We start from the raw sequence: 17,637 nt of genomic DNA on the forward strand, positions 1-17,637 counted from the left end.
TTGTGTGTTTTATCGCTCTAAAAAAAAGCATTATAACAAGCAAACCCTAATTAAAGATTGAATTTAACACAAAAAACCTTTAGTATTTGCACGAAATTTCTAACGATATCATCATGAACAAACAAGCGATAATTATTGGGATTTCAGGCCCTTCTGCATCAGGTAAAAGTCTTTTAGCGAATACAATCGTTAATGAGCTTGGCTCGGAACAAGTAGTAGTTATTTCTGAAGACGCCTACTATAAAGATAATGGTCATTTGCCTTTCCCTGAAAGAGAAAAAATAAACTATGATCACCCTGATTCTTTTGATCATGCGTTGCTTTGCGAACATTTACGACAATTAAGAGATGGTCGACCAGTTGAAATTCCAATCTATTCCCACTCCAAGCACATGCGCTTGCCTGAAACCAGAACGGTGGGACAACATGCCATTATTATCCTTGAAGGTATTTTACTCTTTAGCGATAAAGAATTACGCGAAATAATGGATATTCGAATTTTTATGTCCACTCCGCTCGATGTGTGTTTAACCCGACGCTTAAAAAGAGATGTGGTTGAACGGCATAGAACCTTTGAATCGGTAGTACATCAATATGAAACAACAGTACGTCCCATGTACTTGCAGTTTATAGAACCATCTAGTCGCTATGCAGACATTATTATTCCTCGCGGAGGAGAAAACAGGATTGCTATTGAAATGATTCAGGCTAAGATGCGTGAATTATTAGCTTTGCATACTAATTAATGTGAGTTCGATATGAAAAAATAAGTTTATTTTTCATATCGAACTTAATTATTTAAAACTAGAACCCTTATAAATGCTAGCATTTTACGGGATAACATTCGTTTAGCGATAAAAGACATAAAATGGCCTTTTATATCGAACTCATGTTAATTAATTGAGGAGAGAATGGTGGGATTTTTAGCGGGTAAAAAAGCACTTATTATTGGTCTAGCGAGCAATAGATCTATAGCTTATGGTATTGCTAAAGCATTTCATGAGCAGGGAGCTGAATTAGCTTTTACTTATCAAAATGATCGTTTACAAGATCGTGTCGAAAAAATGGCGGCTGAATTCAATTCATCTCTTACCTTTCCTTGTGATGTTGCTCATGATGAGGAAATCCAAGCTCTTTTTTCAAATCTTCGCAAACATTGGGACCACTTAGATATCCTTATTCATTCAGTAGCTTATGCTCCAGCCGATCAAATTAGTGGAGATTTTGTAGAGTCTTGTACACGTGAAGGCTTTAGAATTGCTCATGATATCAGTGCCTATAGTCTGATAGGACTCGCTCAAGCTGCTTTACCTATGATGGAAGGTACGGAAGGCTCTCTGTTGACCTTAAGTTACTATGGCGCTGAAAAAGCGGTACCTAACTATAATGTTATGGGTGTTGCTAAGGCAAGTCTTGAAGCTTCCGTCCGTTATTTAGCCTCAAGTTTAGGTTCTAAAGGGATCCGAATTAATGCTATATCAGCAGGACCAATCAAAACACTTGCTGCGGCTGGAATTAAAGATTTCCGTAAAATTCAAAATGCCTATGCTAATATTACCCCGCTCCATAGAAACGTTACGATTGAAGAAGTTGGGAATACTGCTGCATTTTTGTGCTCTAATTTAGCCTCAGGGATTACTGGCGAAGTAGTTCACGTTGATGCAGGTTATCATGCAGTATCTAGCATGAGTGATCTCAGCTAAGTTTTTTGACCCTCTCCTATAATCAGGAGAGGTTTCTACGAAATAAGTTTTATTCTTAAAAAACTCCAACTTTGGCTCGAACAACGAGTCAAAGTTTAAACTTACCCAATTGTCTGCACTTACATCCGCTCCACAACAGTTGCAGTATTTATGATGCATTCACAACCACGTCATCCGGAGGAGTTTAAGATGAGGGATTCTCCTGATTTTACTCATACTCATCACGTTATTGGATGCCCTCTCCTCTGCTATTGTAACTGGGTGAACGCGAATTAAAGGAACCCCGGATACCGCTTCACTTCATCCAGGTTACAACTAATTAACATCATTGTACGTTGATAACTATGAGTAACTTATAATTTTTAACTAGTTCATATTTATAAGCTATTCTTTATACACGTACCCTAAAAAAATTCATCATGCATCATCAAATCGTCAGACCGATTCTATTTATTTGGACTTTCACTATGATGAGCTCTATAGCCGTAGGAGCTTCTTTTTCTTTAGACAATATGGTTAAGGTCACTCCGGAAAATGATACCCAGTGCGTACAGTACTACCTGTATAACGGCGTACTTTATTGTAATTCGTCAACTGATTCTGATCCCATAGATCCTCAAATAAAGAACTATGAAAGATTAAAGATTGCATTCGATGAACGTCCATGGCAAATGGCTTGGGGTAATAAAAATTCAATTGGCACAACAATCGAATACGTTCCTGCAGGAGACGATATTAATCATTGGCATGAATTAGTTACAAGCCAGTATTTTCCTGTATCGGAGAAAAATATATCATTAAAACAATTCGCCAATACTCTCATAGACAATCTAAAAGCTTTAGGTTATCAACCCATCATCAAATTCCATGAAGATACAGAAAACCGGGTGATATTTGAAACAAGAATAGAAGCACCTGAAAATCAAATTCAAGATGAGTTGGAAATGTTGATTAAAGACAGTACCGGCATATATCTTTTGCACTATGTCATTAAGAAAGGAGATATGGGAGAAGAAAATAGACAAAAATGGCTAAACAATTTAAAAAATAGTGTGAAATTAGAGGCGACAGGTCTTAAGAACAATGTGCATGATTAGCGAGGTTTGGGAGCATTCTCAAGCTCTTCGGTTTCTGTAGGCGTATCAACTGGATCTAAAGGATTTCGCTGATTCATCAGTTGTGCAGGGAGATGTGTAGCACCCACTCGAGTATTAGTTAGAACATCCATTTCACGTCGCGTGTCGTTTGGATCAAAATTAATTTTCTCAATCTCATCTAATTCTTTTTTAGTATCGATTGGATCATAATTCATTTTATCGTTATTCAATTCTTTATCGTGCTTCATTTTAAGCTCATGCCATTTAGAATTTTTCATAATATGCTCAAATAAACTATTTAAATATATTATAGCATGATGCCAATCCCAAGGGATTTAGAAGGGAGAAATTGATTACTCAATTTCCCCTGTATTTTTATATACTGCATCTAAGGCCTTTAATGACTCCAGTAATGGTTTCATTTTATCCAAGGGCCAACTGTTAGGACCATCACTCAATGCTTTATCTGGATTTGGGTGCGTTTCCATAAATAATCCAGAAATACCTGCAGCTACTGCAGCGCGAGCCAGAACAGGAACAAACTCACGTTGTCCTCCAGAAACCCCATTATTTCCGCCAGGCAATTGCACCGAATGTGTTGCATCATAAACAACAGGACAACCCGTTTCACGCATAATGGCTAAAGAACGCATGTCAGAAACCAAATTATTATATCCGAAACTTACACCACGCTCACATGCCATAATCTGCTCATTACCACATGCCTTTGCTTTATCAATCACATGCTTCATTTCCCAGGGAGCTAAAAATTGTCCTTTTTTGATATTAACAGGCTTATTCATCGACGCTACTTTCTGGATAAAATTAGTCTGTCTGCATAAAAACGCTGGGGTTTGTAATACATCCACCACGCTCGATACTTCTAACAAAGGAGTATCCTCATGGACATCAGTTAAAACAGGAACACCCACCTGAGTTTTTACTTTTTCTAAAATGGATAATCCCTTTTCAAAACCAGGGCCTCTGTAGCTGGATATAGAAGAACGGTTTGCTTTATCAAACGAAGATTTATAGATAAAAGGAATCTGCAATTGCTTGCATATTTCCTTTAAATAACCTGCAGTTTCCAAAGCCAGTTCTTCACTTTCAATGACGCACGGTCCAGCAATTAAAAATAAAGGCTTATCTAAACCTACTTCAAATCCACATAATTTCATTCTTAATTTTTTCCTTGATGTTTTTTACGAGCAGCAAGTACGAATTGTTTAAACAGTGGATGACTTGCTCTTGGAGTCGATGTAAATTCTGGATGAAATTGGCATGCCAAAAACCAGGGATGATCGGATAATTCTATCATTTCTACTAAAGAATTATCTGCAGAACGTCCGGAGATAATCAACCCATGTTCAACCAGGCTTTCTACATATTTATTATTTACTTCATAACGATGGCGATGACGTTCTATTATTTGTGGCTTTTCATAGACTTTACGTGCCAATGTACCCTCTGCTAATTGACACATTTGTGCCCCTAAACGCATGGTACCACCTAAATTACCATCTTCATCACGAAGTTGTTTTGAACCATCCGCATCCATCCACTCATTAATTAATCCCAGCACAGGATACGGTGTACTTTTATTAAATTCAGTAGAATTTGCTTCTTTTAAACCAACAACATTTCTGGCAAATTCAATAACTGCTGTTTGCATTCCCAAACAAATTCCTAAGAAAGGAACTTTATGCTCACGAGCATATTGGATTGCTTTAATTTTACCTTCAACACCACGCTCTCCAAAACCGCCTGGAACAAGAATGGCATCAATACCTTCTAAAAGCGACGCCCCATGAGTTTCAATTAACTCAGCATCCAAATAAACAATTTCGACTTTCGTTTGGGTATGAAGTCCCGCATGCAATAAAGCCTCATTAATGGATTTATAGGCATCATTCAATTCAATATATTTACCGACCATAGCAATTTTTACAGTCGCGGTTTGAACCGCTCTCATTGCCACAACACGATCCCACTCACTTAAGTCAGCAGGCTTTACATCAAGACCCAATTTTTTCACAACAATGTCATCGAGTCCGTGCTCATGCAAAACTCTTGGAATTTGATAAATACTTGGCGCATCTTCAAGAGGAATAACGCCTTCTTTCTCCACATTAGTAAATAATGCAATTTTTGCTCTATCAGACATAGGTAACGCTTTTTCTGAGCGACAAATCAAGATATCCGGCTGAATACCTATGGAGCGCAATTCCTTTACTGAGTGCTGAGTTGGTTTTGTTTTGGTCTCACCTGAAGTAGCAATATAAGGCACTAAAGTCAGATGGATGAATAAAGTTCTTTGTGAGCCTAATTCTATTCGCATTTGACGAATGGCCTCAAGAAAAGGTAAGGATTCGATGTCACCTACAGTTCCACCAATTTCAACCATTGCCACATCAAAACCATCAGCACCTAATTTAATGCATCGTTTGATCTCATTAGTAATATGGGGAATTACCTGAACCGTTCCACCTAAATAATCCCCTTTTCTTTCTTTTTTAATGACATTTTCATAAATTTTCCCTGAGGTAAAATTATTACGTTTTGTCATCGTTGTATTTACGAAACGCTCATAATGTCCCAAATCCAGATCTGTTTCTGCACCATCATTGGTCACAAACACTTCGCCGTGCTGGAAGGGACTCATGGTTCCAGGATCAACATTAATATAGGGATCAAGCTTAATAAGGGTTACTTTAAGACCACGCGCCTCGAGCACGGCAGCGAGCGACGCAGCTGCAATACCCTTTCCTAAGGAAGATACCACTCCACCTGTAATAAAAATAAAATTTGTCATAATTGACCTTGTATCCTGCTAATTAAGTACTGTTCAGTAGAGAAATAGAAAATTAGGTCTATTGAAGTCTGGACACACGTAACGGAAACCCAGGCTACAATATCAGCAAATCAACCTAATTTATGGCCAATAAATGTCCCATTTTCTCTTTCTTAGTTTTTAAATATCTGTGACTTTCCTTAGTAGGTTCTATTTCTAAAGGCACTCTCTCCATAACCTTTACACCATAACGATCAACCGCAGCAATTTTGGATGGATTATTGGTTAATAATCTTATTGCATCAATACCAAAATATTTAAGTATTTGATAGGCAATCGCATAATTTCTGCTGTCCGCAGGAAGTCCTAGTTGATGATTCGCATCAACGGTATCCCAACCTTGCTCCTGCAAGGCATAAGCTTTTAATTTATTTGCTAAACCAATTCCACGCCCTTCCTGGCGTAAATAGATTAAAACACCACCTTCAGCCGCAATTAGAGACAATGATTGTTCCAATTGTTTGCCACAATCGCACTTACAAGAGCCCAAAATATCACCTGTAATACACTCTGAATGAATACGCACTAGCGGCACACGATTAGCAAATATTGGTGGCTTTACCAAAGCAAAATGCTCTGCACCATCAAGTTCATTTGCAAAAACAGTCATATTAAAATCGCCTTTATCTTGCAAAGGAATACGTGTTGTGGCTGCCGCTTCGACTAATATTTCATGACGAATTCGATATTCTATCAAATCTTTAACCGTTACCAGAGGAATATTATGTTTTTCAGAAAATGCAACCAATTCATCCCGTCGACTCATGGTGCCATCTTCGTTAATAATTTCACAAATTACAGCGGCAGGAGTTAAACCAGCAAGCTTTGCCAAGTCAACACTACCCTCTGTTTGCCCAGGCCGTTCCAAAACGCCTTTTTTCTTGGCACGCAAAGGAAAAACATGTCCTGGAGAAATAACATCCGCAGGGCCACTCTCAGAAGCTATCGCGACTTTAATCGTCTGAGCTCTATCTTTAGCGGAAATACCTGTTGATACACCTTCTGCTGCCTCTATGGATACCGTAAATGCGGTCCCATAAGGAGATTTATTATTTTGTGCCATCATCGGTAATTGCAATTTATCAATTAGTTCATCAGCCATAGACAAGCAGATCAAACCACAACCATGACGAGACATAAAATTAATTGCTTCTGGCGTTGCATACTCCGCAGCCACAACCAGATCTCCTTCATTTTCCCTATCTTCATCATCCATTAAAATAACCATTTTACCGGCTTTGAGTGTTTCCACTGCGTGTTCTATTGTAGCTAATGAATACTTCATAACGCGACCTCATTTGATCCAGTGTTCATTTAATCTTCCAGCCAATCCAGACATGCTATCATATTGTCGCCCATAGCATGCCAAGAAATAGTATGCGCTCGGTCAAATATCCCATTCTGCTGGTATGCTGAAATTGCATCGGGTTCCAAAATACTTGGGACAATATATAAATATGTTCGATGAACCAATCCTTGTTGGTGCAGTGCACTAAAAAGGGCTCCACCCGCTTCTACCCAAACATCATGATACCCCAGTTCACCAAGATGGCTTATCACAACTTCTAAATCCATTACGCCATTTTTCATGGGCATTAAATGGAAAGTACTGTTAGGGTAGTAAACTTTTCGCTCATTGCAATGATATACATGACAATGAGCGGCGGTTGAAAAAATTATAGATTGTTGATTCAGACTCAACTGCCTATCGATAATTGCAACAGGCTTTGCCTGTTCTTCCTGGCCTAAACGCACGTTCATTTTGGGGTTATCCCTATGCACTGTTTTGGCAGTAGTGAGAATTACATCAGCAGCAGCGCGCATTTTATGCGTAAATTCCCCACATAAAGCATTAGATAAAATAACACGCTCACCTACTGAGCGGCCAATTTTACCATTTAGCGTTTGCGCCATTTTCACGGTTACCCTTGGCTTTTTGGTCAGAGTCCAATAGGAATAACTTTTATAAAATTCGGTAATTTCATCTACAGGATAATGCGTCACCTTAATTCCATGAGCTCGTAGTTTTTCTGAAGAATTATTCTTAGCTACCACTGGATTAGGATCCAAATAAGCAAAAACAACTTCCTCCACCCCATGATTAATAATCGCATCAACACAAGGTGGCGTTCTTCCCCAATGATTACATGGCTCAAGAGAAATATATAGACAAACCCCTGGCATTTTAGGAGGAATCTGTGTTAACAATAATTGTTCTGCATGCGGAGTCCCTGCCCCTCCATGACTTGCTTGTGCTATAATAGTTCCATTTTGCACAGCAACCGCGCCAACACAGGGATTAGGGGCGCAGTGGCCTTGTCCAATACGGGCCTGTTCAAGTGCTGCGAGCAAAAACTTTTTGTGCATTGTTTAAGTACCTTTCTATGATGCATGGTAACTGCTCAACACTAAAATAGGCGTGATCCTAAGGACAAACCGCAGGATGACGAGAAGGGATGAGTAGTTACGATGCGTGAATGATAACAAATTATTCAATTTTTGAGTAGCCTAATGATTAAATTGAAAATTAAGAAAAACATCTTTTGGATACTGTTAGCGAGTCTTATTGCTCAAACTTCTGTTGCCGAGGGTTTGTCTCCGTACTCAACCAGTGAGCTGGAGCAGTTGGAAAAAGAATTCGTACAGCAAATCAATCAATCAGAAAGCGTGGAGCGAAATCCATTAGCAAGCCAATATATTAATCGTATTGGAAAAAACCTGGCACATGCGGGTCATATTAAAACACCTGATTTCTTTATAGTAAAATCAAATGAAATCAATGCTTTTGCAGGACCCGGCGGGCATATAGGTATTAATTCGCAACTTATTTTAACCACCAGTACTGAAAGCGAGCTTGCTGGAGTAATGGCCCATGAAATCGCACACGTACGCTTGCATCATCTCTACAGGATGATCGAACATCAAAAACAAATGCGTGTTCCAATGCTTGCATCCATCCTGGCATCTGCTGCTTTGGGAGTAATTAATCCTACTGTAGGAATGGCTGGAATGATGGGCGCTTTAACAGGATTCTCACAAGACAATATCAATTTTACCCGCTCCAAAGAAAAAGAGGCGGATAGGATAGGGATTGATATGTTGACTAAAGCAGGATATAACCCTCAAGGTATGGCTGCCTTTTTTAAAAAAATGCAGGAAAACTCACGTTATTACTACACAGCAAACGTACCAGCCATTCTACGTACCCACCCGCTGGATGGAGATAGGATCGCCGAAGCAGAAAACCGTATCGCGCAATTTTCGCACAAACAGCATGTAGATTCTCCTGAATATCCTTTAGTTAAAGAATTAATCCGCACTTCAGTCATTCGAGAGCCTAAAACGTTATTTGATTATTATGAGCATCAATGCAACAAAAAAACTCCTGCTCATGCCTGCCAATATGGTCATGCTCTTACTTTAATCAATAATAATAGTTATGCCAAAGCAGCTACTATTTTGACCCCTTTATTGGCAGAAAATAATAATCTCTATTTTCAAATTGCTATGGCGCAAGCTGAAACAGGAATGTCTCAACATAAAGCAGCCCTCTCGCGATTAGAAGAAATACAAAAAAACTATCCTGACAATTACGCCGCTCTTATGGCGTACGCTCAAGGTTTGTTGGCTGCGAATCAAAATGAGAAAGCAACCAGTATCTTACTTAAAGGAAGTAGAAAATATAAACACGATCTTCCTTTGTGTCGTGAGTTAGCCCGAGCGCAAGCGCAGTCGCATCAAAAAGATTATGCTTATTTTACCCAAGCCCAATGTTTACTTCTTGAAGGACAAAAAAGAGCTGCAGTAGCTCAACTCAAAGTAGCCCGTGGCCTTGCAAAAAAAGATCCTTATTTATCAGCAAGGATCTCTGCCAAAATTGATGAAATTATGAATTAAATTTATTCACCTTACTCTTAGTCTCGGCCTGTCTCAAATGTAGCGGCAGGTCTAATTAACTTTTGCTCAAAAATCATGTAGAGTGCTGTTATAAGTAAAATTTCTCGTCCCAAAAATTAATTTCGCTTCTAAATCTGCTCAATAAATAATTCACAATCAAATAGATATCCACGCACCATCATGGTTAATTATTTAACTGTTTGAATAATTATTCACCGGTACTATACTAAAAAGTATGTCGTTAAAACTCCAGGTTTTATACGACACACAGCGAGGTTCTTATGAGTTTCTCTAGAATCAATAAATTACAAAATATAGTTAATTTACTTCAAAGTAATGCAACTTTATATCCTGATAATTTAATGTATAGCTTTGTTGGTGAAAACGAAACCAACGCCTTAACTAATAAGCAACTGTTACAAAAAGTGACAACAATTGCATCGCATTTGTCAGTTAGGGTTCCATTGGACTCAAGAGCACTCCTGTTATTACCCCCAGGCTTGGATTATATTGCAAGTTTTCTTGGATGTTTAATGTCAGGGATTATTGCTGTTCCTGCCTATCCTCCTCACAATAATCGCCATGCGAATCGAGTTAAATCCATTATAAGCAATGCAAACGCTGAAACATTAATTACCACCAAAACAATTGCGGATCATTATCCCTTCGATAATGTACAAATCATTGATATAGATGAGATCCAAAATCTGAAAAGCCCTATGGTCCAATTTGCAGAAATAGCAGAGGGAAACTTGGCTTTCTTACAGTATACATCAGGTTCTACAGGCTCTCCGAAAGGAGTAATGGTGAGTCATGGAAATATAATTGCAAATCTCAATTTAATTCATAACCTTTGTGATGGACAAATAAAAACCGTTTGTTCCTGGCTTCCTCCATTTCATGATATGGGATTAATCGGCGGTATTTTATATCCCTTGGCGTACAACGTACCTTGTATCTTAATGGCCCCCGCCACATTTTTAAAAACCCCATTTCTCTGGTTGAAAACCATTAGTGAATATAAAGCCAATATTTCTCCTGCCCCCAATTTTGCTTACGATTTATGTGTGAACAGGATTACTGAGGAAGAAAAGAAACAATTGGACTTAAGTAATTGGAATATTGCACTGAATGGTGCAGAACCTGTAAATGCTGAAAGTTTAGAACGTTTTAGTGAAGCTTTTAAAGAGTGTGGTTTCCATGCACAAAGTTTTTATCCCGCATACGGCATGGCAGAAACTACTTTAATGATTTCAGGTAAAAAACCTGGACAGCAGACCAAAGTATTGCATGTTGACAAAATTGTATTGCAGGAAATGTCTGAAATTAAATTAGTTGAATCACAACAAGATGGAACTCCTATTGTTAGTTGTGGACGCCCACCATTAGATCATGAAATAAAAATCATTAACCCACAATCTGGTATGGAATTAGAACCCTATCAAGTAGGTGAAATTATCGTTTCAGGCCCATGTGTTACACAAGGATATTGGCAAAGGCCTGAACTGACTCAACACACTTTTGGTTTAAAATTATCTTCATCTGATAAAAGCTTTTTACGCACTGGTGATTTGGGATTTATCGATCTAGAGGGTGAACTATTCGTCACTGGACGTTTAAAAGATCTTATTATTATACGGGGACACAATATTTATCCTCAAGATATTGAATCGTTGGTCTCGGTCTGTCATGACGGCTTGGTGGTCCATGGTTGTGCCGCCTTTATGCTCGAGATAGACCATGCGCCTGAATTGGTCATAGTACAAGAAATTCATCGCCATACAAAAGATTTTGATTCTGTATTTAAGACTATTCTGGAATGTTGCAGTTCCGAATTACCTGTATTACCTGCGCGCATTATACTGATTCAACAGGCTACTCTCCCTAAAACTTCGAGTGGAAAAGTACAACGTGCTGCGTGTCGCCAAGAACTAACAACAGACAATTTAAAAATAATTGCACAATGGAATAAAGTAAGCAGTAAGAGTTCTCCTTCGACTAAATTAAATACGCGAGGTTTACAACTCTGGATGCAGAAATGGCTTGCTAACCAACTGCATCTTGATGCAGAGCAAATCGATCCACTGCTTAATTTTGCTTATTACGGGGTTGATTCCAGCCTTGGGGTACAATTTTGTGGGGCACTCGAAAAAGAAATCCATACTGAAGTAAATCCCAGCTTGCTATGGTCTTATTCAACCATTACCCAATTGGCTAATTATCTGGAGAATACTAGTACCAATGAACATTGTTTGAAAAAATCAGAGCCGCTTCAGAGTGAATCTCCGGACCCAATTGCCATAATTGGCATGAGCTGTCGTTTTCCTGGAGGAGCCAATACTCCGGAACAGTTTTGGAAAATATTATCCAGTGGTAAAGACGGTCTTCAACCTATCCCCAAACATCGCTGGGATAATCAACTTTACTATGACCCTCAGCCTTTTACCGCAGGTAAAATAGTAAGCTCCAAAGGCGGATTTATCGACAACATTGATTGTTTTGATCCCGCATTATTTTCTATTAGTCGACGTGAAGCGGAAGCCATGGATCCGCAACATCGTTTGTTACTCGAGTTGACTTGGGAAGCATTGGAACATGCAGGGATCCCCCCCTTATCACTGGAGCAGAGCAATACCGGTATATTCGTCGGTATCTCATCTAAGGATTACAGCCAATTAGTACGGGATTCACAACAGCACTTTACCGATGCTTATTTTGGAATAGGTAATGCGAGTAGTGCTGCCGCTGGACGTCTTGCTTATTTTCTAGGGACACATGGTGAAACATTAGCTGTCGATACAGCATGTTCTTCTTCTTTGGTTGCGGTATTCGAAGCATGTCGTAATTTAAATGATAAAACAGAAGACTTAGCAATCGTTGGTGGAGTAAATTGCATCCTCGACCCATCCCTCAGCATTAGCTTTTCACAGGCAGGGATGCTTTCTCCAAGTAATAAATGCCAAGTTTTCGACGCCAAAGCAGATGGCTATGTTCGTAGCGAAGGATGCGGAGTAGTGATTCTGAAACGTTTATCTGATGCCCAACGTGATAAAAATCGTATTTTAGCAGTGATTCAAAGTGCGACGGTGAATAATGATGGTCATAGTAATGGGATTACTGCACCTAACCCTCAAGCGCAGAGTGATTTAATTCGTCATGCGTTAAAGTTATCCGATTTGTCCGCAGATCAAATCAGCTATATTGAAGCCCATGGTACTGGAACACGTCTTGGGGATCCTATCGAGTTTAACTCTTTAAAAGAGGTTTTTGCGACCGGTACTCGCGAAAGCCCTTTAGTTATTGGCTCAGTAAAAAGTAATATTGGTCATTTAGAAGCAGCAGCAGGGATGGCTGGTCTGATAAAAACTATATTAATGGTTCAACATAAAGAGATTCCGGCAAACCTGCATTTTGAAACAGTAAATCCATTGATTGATTTAGAAGCGATTCCCGCTCAAGTCCCCAACTCCCTACAATCATGGAACACCGAGACATTCCAACCTGTTCGTTATGCAGGCATTAGTTCTTTTGGTTTCACCGGTACTAATGCTCATTTAATTCTTAGTGAACCTCCATCTGCAGAGCCCAATAACGAACTCCCTATGAAATGGCAAAGACCTATACATTTATTTACCTTGTCTGCCCATTCACCCGAAGCTCTTTCTGAACAACGAGCCAAACTTTTGGAGTTTATTCATCAGGAAAAACAGATAGATATAGCCAGATTGTGTCATAGCCTGGCTCTTGGACGTAGCCCATTGGCTTATCGTTTGGCATTTCCGGTGAGCTCACAACAAGATTTAAATGAGAAATTGCAGTCCAATGAGAGCTCCATACCCTCCATACGCCCAGGGATCAACAACAAAATTGTTTTTTTGTTTACAGGTCAAGGAGCTCAATACATTCAAATGGGGCTAGAGCTTTATCGAAGCCATCCGTTATTTAAGGCTGAGGTGGATCGATGCGATCGTATATTGGCTGAATATTTGCCAGAATCCTTAATTAGCATCATGTTTGATGAAGAAAAGGCATCGATTCTGGATCAAACAAAATATACTCAGCCTGCGCTATTTGTAGTTCAATATGCCATGGCCAAACTATGGATCAGCTGGGGCATTCAGCCTGATGCATTGATAGGTCATAGTCTCGGTGAATGTATTGCTGCCACTCTTGCAGGTGTAATGAGTCTGGAGGATGGTTTAAAATTAATTGCTCATCGAGGGCGACTCATGCAGGAGCAACAAGCTGGAAGTATGTTGGCAGTATATGTCAGCAGTTTACAAGCAGATGCGTTGCTCGCTAATTTTAAGCGCTCCTCCCCAAATGTTATTTTAAATTTAGCTGCGATTAACAGTACGAATCAGGTCGTTTTTTCTGGCGAGTTGGATGCAATTTTGGATTTTGACGCGTATTGCCAATCCTTAAAATTCAGCACCACTAAATTACGCGTCTCGCATGCCTTTCATTCCGAACTGATGCGCCCCATGTTAGCAGAGTTTGCCCGAATTGCAGCTTCAATTGAGTATCAAGAACCTCAAATTACTCTTATCTCTAATGTATATGGTAAACCCATCCATTCCATTACATCGTATTATTGGGTAGAACATATTTGCGCTACTGTACAATTTAGTTTAGGCATAGAAAATTTAATTAAATCCGAGTATCAGGTGTTTATTGAAATAGGACCTCAGCCTGTATTGCTCAATTTTGTCAAAGAATTGCATCCCGATCCTAAGCAAGCACTATTATTAGCATCTTCGCATAAGAACCAAGCTAACTGGCAAACGATTACCGAGTCTTTATCTGCGTTGTATTTGCAAGGTAATATTATAGATTGGCGCTCTTATGATCAGCCTTTTCATATTCAAGCTTACGAACAAACTTTACCAACATACGCATTTCAGCATCAGTCTTATTGGTTATCTGGTGATTCAGAATTTAAAGTTCGCGAGATTCAGGATGATTTTATTCGTCAATCATTATACAAAATGGCATGGGAAAAAATCGCATTGCCGAGCTCATCCCCACAAGAATTAAAAGAAAAGGGTAAATGGTTATTATTTATAAACCAAGATCGCGAAAGTGAACTATTGGTAAAATATATAAGCCAATTTTTGTCTGACCATATAGTCATTACTCCATCCTTAACCTACCAGTCCACACCAAAATCGGCCAGCATTAATCCTCTCAAGATGAAACATTTCCAGAAGTTACTTAACGAACATACTGAATTTCGAGGAGTGATTTATTTATGGGGAATAGCCCCACTCGACATATTAAAGAACTCTTCTTTATCTAATAGGGAAGCAAATGATTTAAAAATACAAAGTACTGCTTCTTGTGCCGGACTATTGCATTTAGTTAAGACCTTAAAAATAAAAAGAAAAGAGGTGGTCTTTTGGACTGTTACCCGAGACAGTACTCCAGTTCAACAAAAGATAATTCCTTTTTTTGCCCCTCTATTGGGTATGGGTAAAACCTTACAGCTTGAATATCCTGAATTAAATTATCATCATTTAGATGTAAATGGAGATGTCACACCCGAACAAATGGTGGCCAAATTACAGCAATTAGTTATTAAAAAACAAGATGAATTTTTGCTTGCACTTTATCAGGATGAGTTTTTGGTACCACGTCTGCACCAGTTACCTTTTGATACAAAAATTGAAAATAAAGAGATTTTATGTGAAGACGGGGCGTATCTTATTACTGGAGGACTCGGTGGTTTAGGACTTGCTTTAAGTAAATGGCTCGTTAGCCAGCAAGTAAAAACAATTATCCTTCTCGGACGACGCCCCTATTCCAAAGATATTGAGAATACAATAAATGAGTTAAACGCTGGCGATGTAATGATTGAATACGTCCAGGCAGATGTCAGTGATGATCCAAACTTGCGTCACGCATTATCGGATATACACATATCATTATCTGCTATAAAAGGTATTTTTCATTTGGCTGGAATAGTACAAGATGGTTTGTGGGAAAATTTAACCTGGCCTGATTTTGAGGCTGTTTTCCAGGCAAAAGTTGAAGGCGCATGGAATTTGCACCGATTGAGTATAGAGCTGATGCCCGATTTGGAACATTTTGTTTTCTTTTCTTCAATCAGCTCGGTGTTGGGAACTCTTGGGCAAGCAAATTATGCTGCTGCAAATGCGTTTATGGATAATCTTGCCCATTATCGAAAAAATATGGGATTACCCGCTTTAAGCATTAATTTTGGTCCTTGGCAACAAGTAGGTATGACCCACAATTTGAAACAATCCTGGTCTATTTATGGAATTAACACGATTAATGAAAAGATTGGTATTGATGCTTTAAACCACATGCTGAAATTAGCTCCTACGCAGCTATGCTTAATGCCTAATAATATTGCCTCTCAATTGTCTCATCTTCCTGTTTATTACAAAAAACTTTTGGCTGACATAATGCCAATACCCTCTCTCATAGACAGCAAGTTGGCTGAACAAAATAAAGGAGAAGATATAAGGGAGTCGTTTGTCCTCATAATTCGCAAAATTTTACGATTGAGTGAATCCGATGAATTACCAATGCATGCCAGTTTGATGTCGCTAGGTATGGATTCCGTATTGGCGGTAGAATTATTACATCAATTAAACAACGAATATTCTATTAAAAATCTTAGTATCCAAACCCTCTTATTCGAAAATCGCTCCATCAGCGATCTCATTTATTTAGTGAAAGAACAGGTAGAACTTCCCCATTCAGAAGAGAGCCCCCATAACAATTTGCCTCAAAATATCAATTTATCGAGTCCACATCTATTACAACTTTCAGTACAACAAATACGGATTTGGCGGCATATTCAAGCCCAACCTTCTAGCCCAGCCTATTTAGTCACTAATTTTATCCATCTTGAAGGAGAGATAAACGTCGAACACTTAGAGAAAAGTATTCAACAAGTTATTGCAAGACATCCGATGCTGCGTTGCACCTTTCACGCTTCCTTGAATATTCCTTTTCAATTTTGTCATGATTCAGTTGATTTCAAATTACAATTTTTGGATTTGAGTCACTTAGAGCACAAGGAACAGACAAGACAACTTAAAACGCTTATATATGAGATAAACCATCAGCAATTTGATTTAAGCCAAGCACCACTTTTGGCGAGTTATTTAATTAAACGTGGAGAACAACATTATGTTTGGGCGTTACATGTGAGCCACCTACTGACAGATGGCGGTAGCAGTTTAATTTTAGTGCAGGATATTCTTCATTTTTATAGTTTAAATCAAGAAGAAAATAACGAGGAACTTGCACCTGCTGTACCTTACCAAGATTTTATTGATTGGCAATTGTCTCAGATCGTAGACGGTTCATTTGAGAACTATGCTGTATTTTGGCAAAATTTATTGCAAAATTATACCCCCCCAATTCTACCTACGGATAAACCCAATCCCCAACTGGCTTTAACTTACGGCGCGAAGGAACCTATCTTAATTCCTATTGAAACAGTAAATGCTCTGCAGGAGTTGGTCAAAAAGAATGAGATTACCCTAGCCAATATGTTACTGGCAATTTATGGCATATTACTGGCCCATCTTGCTCAGGCACATGAGGCCTATGTCACCTTACTGTGCTCTGGAAGGGAATCAGAACAATATCATACAACAATTGGAAATATTGCTAATGAGCTCCCTCTAATTCTTAATTATGAATCAGATAAGAGTTTTATTACTGTAGCAAAACAGGTACAAAACGAGGTAGTTAAATCACTGCCCTATCAATATTTACAACCCGAACAAATGGTTGAGCTCGATTTGCCCGTTCCTGATGTTTCCTTTGACTTTCAAAATATTGAATTAAATCCCCCAAATTTAAATTTTAAATTAAAACCATTAGGTTCAGGACAATCCCAAATACCACTTTGGGGCACAAATCCTCGTAAATTGTCCTTAAAGTTTAATTACAGCAATGGTTCACTAAGCGGGTATCTTAAATATCGGATTGACTTATACGATCGCTCCACTATTTCCTCTCTTACTGAACAATTTGTAAAAATTATCCAGATAATTAGTAAAAAACCAGAAATAAGTTGTGGCTCTTTGTTCCATAAATTGTGAGTTAA

10 protein-coding genes are annotated in these 17,637 nt (G+C 38.7%); 5 read left to right on the top strand and 5 right to left on the bottom strand.

The annotated features are described in order from the left end of the window. Nucleotides 1–113: 113 nt before the first annotated feature. The 3 genes from udk to ACWTEW_RS18900 all read left to right on the top strand — a co-directional run bounded on the left by udk (nt 114) and on the right by ACWTEW_RS18900 (nt 2,800). Entirely contained in the window at nt 114–746 is a 633-nt protein-coding gene (udk, locus tag ACWTEW_RS18890; RefSeq protein WP_454783198.1) for a uridine kinase, read from the top strand. A 165-nt stretch (nt 747–911) separates the two neighbouring features. Beyond that, on the top strand, nt 912–1,703 hold the full coding sequence (locus ACWTEW_RS18895; RefSeq protein WP_454783199.1) for an enoyl-ACP reductase FabI: 792 nt from the start codon (nt 912–914) through the stop codon (nt 1,701–1,703). Between the two features lie 467 nt (nt 1,704–2,170). Then, the gene (locus tag ACWTEW_RS18900) at nt 2,171–2,800 is read left to right on the top strand and encodes a hypothetical protein (protein WP_454783200.1); all 630 of its coding nucleotides are present in this window, start codon (nt 2,171–2,173) and stop codon (nt 2,798–2,800) included. Here the strand turns inward: ACWTEW_RS18900 and ACWTEW_RS18905 are convergent. The 5 genes from ACWTEW_RS18905 to ribD all read right to left on the bottom strand — a co-directional run bounded on the left by ACWTEW_RS18905 (nt 2,797) and on the right by ribD (nt 8,018). Continuing rightward, nucleotides 2,797–3,078: a hypothetical protein gene (locus ACWTEW_RS18905; RefSeq protein ID WP_454783201.1), complete on the bottom strand. Its 282-nt coding sequence runs from the start codon at nt 3,076–3,078 to the stop codon at nt 2,797–2,799. The genes ACWTEW_RS18900 and ACWTEW_RS18905 overlap by 4 nt on opposite strands. 75 nt (nt 3,079–3,153) lie before the next feature. After that, on the bottom strand, nt 3,154–3,978 hold the full coding sequence (gene kdsA, locus ACWTEW_RS18910) for a 3-deoxy-8-phosphooctulonate synthase (RefSeq protein ID WP_454783202.1): 825 nt from the start codon (nt 3,976–3,978) through the stop codon (nt 3,154–3,156). 2 nt (nt 3,979–3,980) lie between these two features. Beyond that, complete coding sequence (locus ACWTEW_RS18915; protein ID WP_454783203.1) at nt 3,981–5,612, bottom strand: CTP synthase; 1,632 nt, start codon at nt 5,610–5,612, stop codon at nt 3,981–3,983. 115 nt (nt 5,613–5,727) lie between these two features. Then, nucleotides 5,728–6,936: a 3,4-dihydroxy-2-butanone-4-phosphate synthase gene (gene ribB, locus ACWTEW_RS18920; RefSeq protein WP_454783204.1), complete on the bottom strand. Its 1,209-nt coding sequence runs from the start codon at nt 6,934–6,936 to the stop codon at nt 5,728–5,730. Nucleotides 6,937–6,965: 29 nt separating this feature from the next. After that, nucleotides 6,966–8,018 (bottom strand): bifunctional diaminohydroxyphosphoribosylaminopyrimidine deaminase/5-amino-6-(5-phosphoribosylamino)uracil reductase RibD, encoded by a 1,053-nt coding sequence (gene ribD / locus ACWTEW_RS18925; RefSeq protein WP_454783205.1) that lies wholly within the window; start codon nt 8,016–8,018, stop codon nt 6,966–6,968. Nucleotides 8,019–8,162: 144 nt separating this feature from the next. Here ribD and ACWTEW_RS18930 point away from each other — a divergent pair, with 144 nt between their 5' ends. Together ACWTEW_RS18930 and ACWTEW_RS18935 are read left to right on the top strand one after the other, a co-directional pair. After that, nucleotides 8,163–9,548, top strand: a complete 1,386-nt coding sequence (locus tag ACWTEW_RS18930) for a M48 family metalloprotease (protein ID WP_454783206.1) — start codon at nt 8,163–8,165, stop codon at nt 9,546–9,548. 281 nt (nt 9,549–9,829) lie between these two features. Further along, on the top strand, nt 9,830–17,632 hold the full coding sequence (locus tag ACWTEW_RS18935) for an SDR family NAD(P)-dependent oxidoreductase (protein WP_454783207.1): 7,803 nt from the start codon (nt 9,830–9,832) through the stop codon (nt 17,630–17,632). Nucleotides 17,633–17,637 lie beyond the last annotated feature (5 nt).

The sequence above is a fragment of the Legionella stuttgartensis genome (assembly GCF_977063405.2).

Excerpts from the sequence above, each read along its gene's own strand:
- ribB (WP_454783204.1), bottom strand. The coding sequence starts at position 6,936 with ATGAAGTATTCATTAGCTACAATAGAACACGCAGTGGAAACACTCAAA.
- ACWTEW_RS18930 (WP_454783206.1), top strand. The coding sequence starts at position 8,163 with ATGATTAAATTGAAAATTAAGAAAAACATCTTTTGGATACTGTTAGCG.
- ACWTEW_RS18905 (WP_454783201.1), bottom strand. The coding sequence starts at position 3,078 with ATGAAAAATTCTAAATGGCATGAGCTTAAAATGAAGCACGATAAAGAA.
- ACWTEW_RS18935 (WP_454783207.1), top strand. The coding sequence starts at position 9,830 with ATGAGTTTCTCTAGAATCAATAAATTACAAAATATAGTTAATTTACTT.
- udk (WP_454783198.1), top strand. The coding sequence starts at position 114 with ATGAACAAACAAGCGATAATTATTGGGATTTCAGGCCCTTCTGCATCA.
- ribD (WP_454783205.1), bottom strand. The coding sequence starts at position 8,018 with ATGCACAAAAAGTTTTTGCTCGCAGCACTTGAACAGGCCCGTATTGGA.
- ACWTEW_RS18895 (WP_454783199.1), top strand. The coding sequence starts at position 912 with ATGGTGGGATTTTTAGCGGGTAAAAAAGCACTTATTATTGGTCTAGCG.
- kdsA (WP_454783202.1), bottom strand. The coding sequence starts at position 3,978 with ATGAAATTATGTGGATTTGAAGTAGGTTTAGATAAGCCTTTATTTTTA.
- ACWTEW_RS18900 (WP_454783200.1), top strand. The coding sequence starts at position 2,171 with ATGATGAGCTCTATAGCCGTAGGAGCTTCTTTTTCTTTAGACAATATG.
- ACWTEW_RS18915 (WP_454783203.1), bottom strand. The coding sequence starts at position 5,612 with ATGACAAATTTTATTTTTATTACAGGTGGAGTGGTATCTTCCTTAGGA.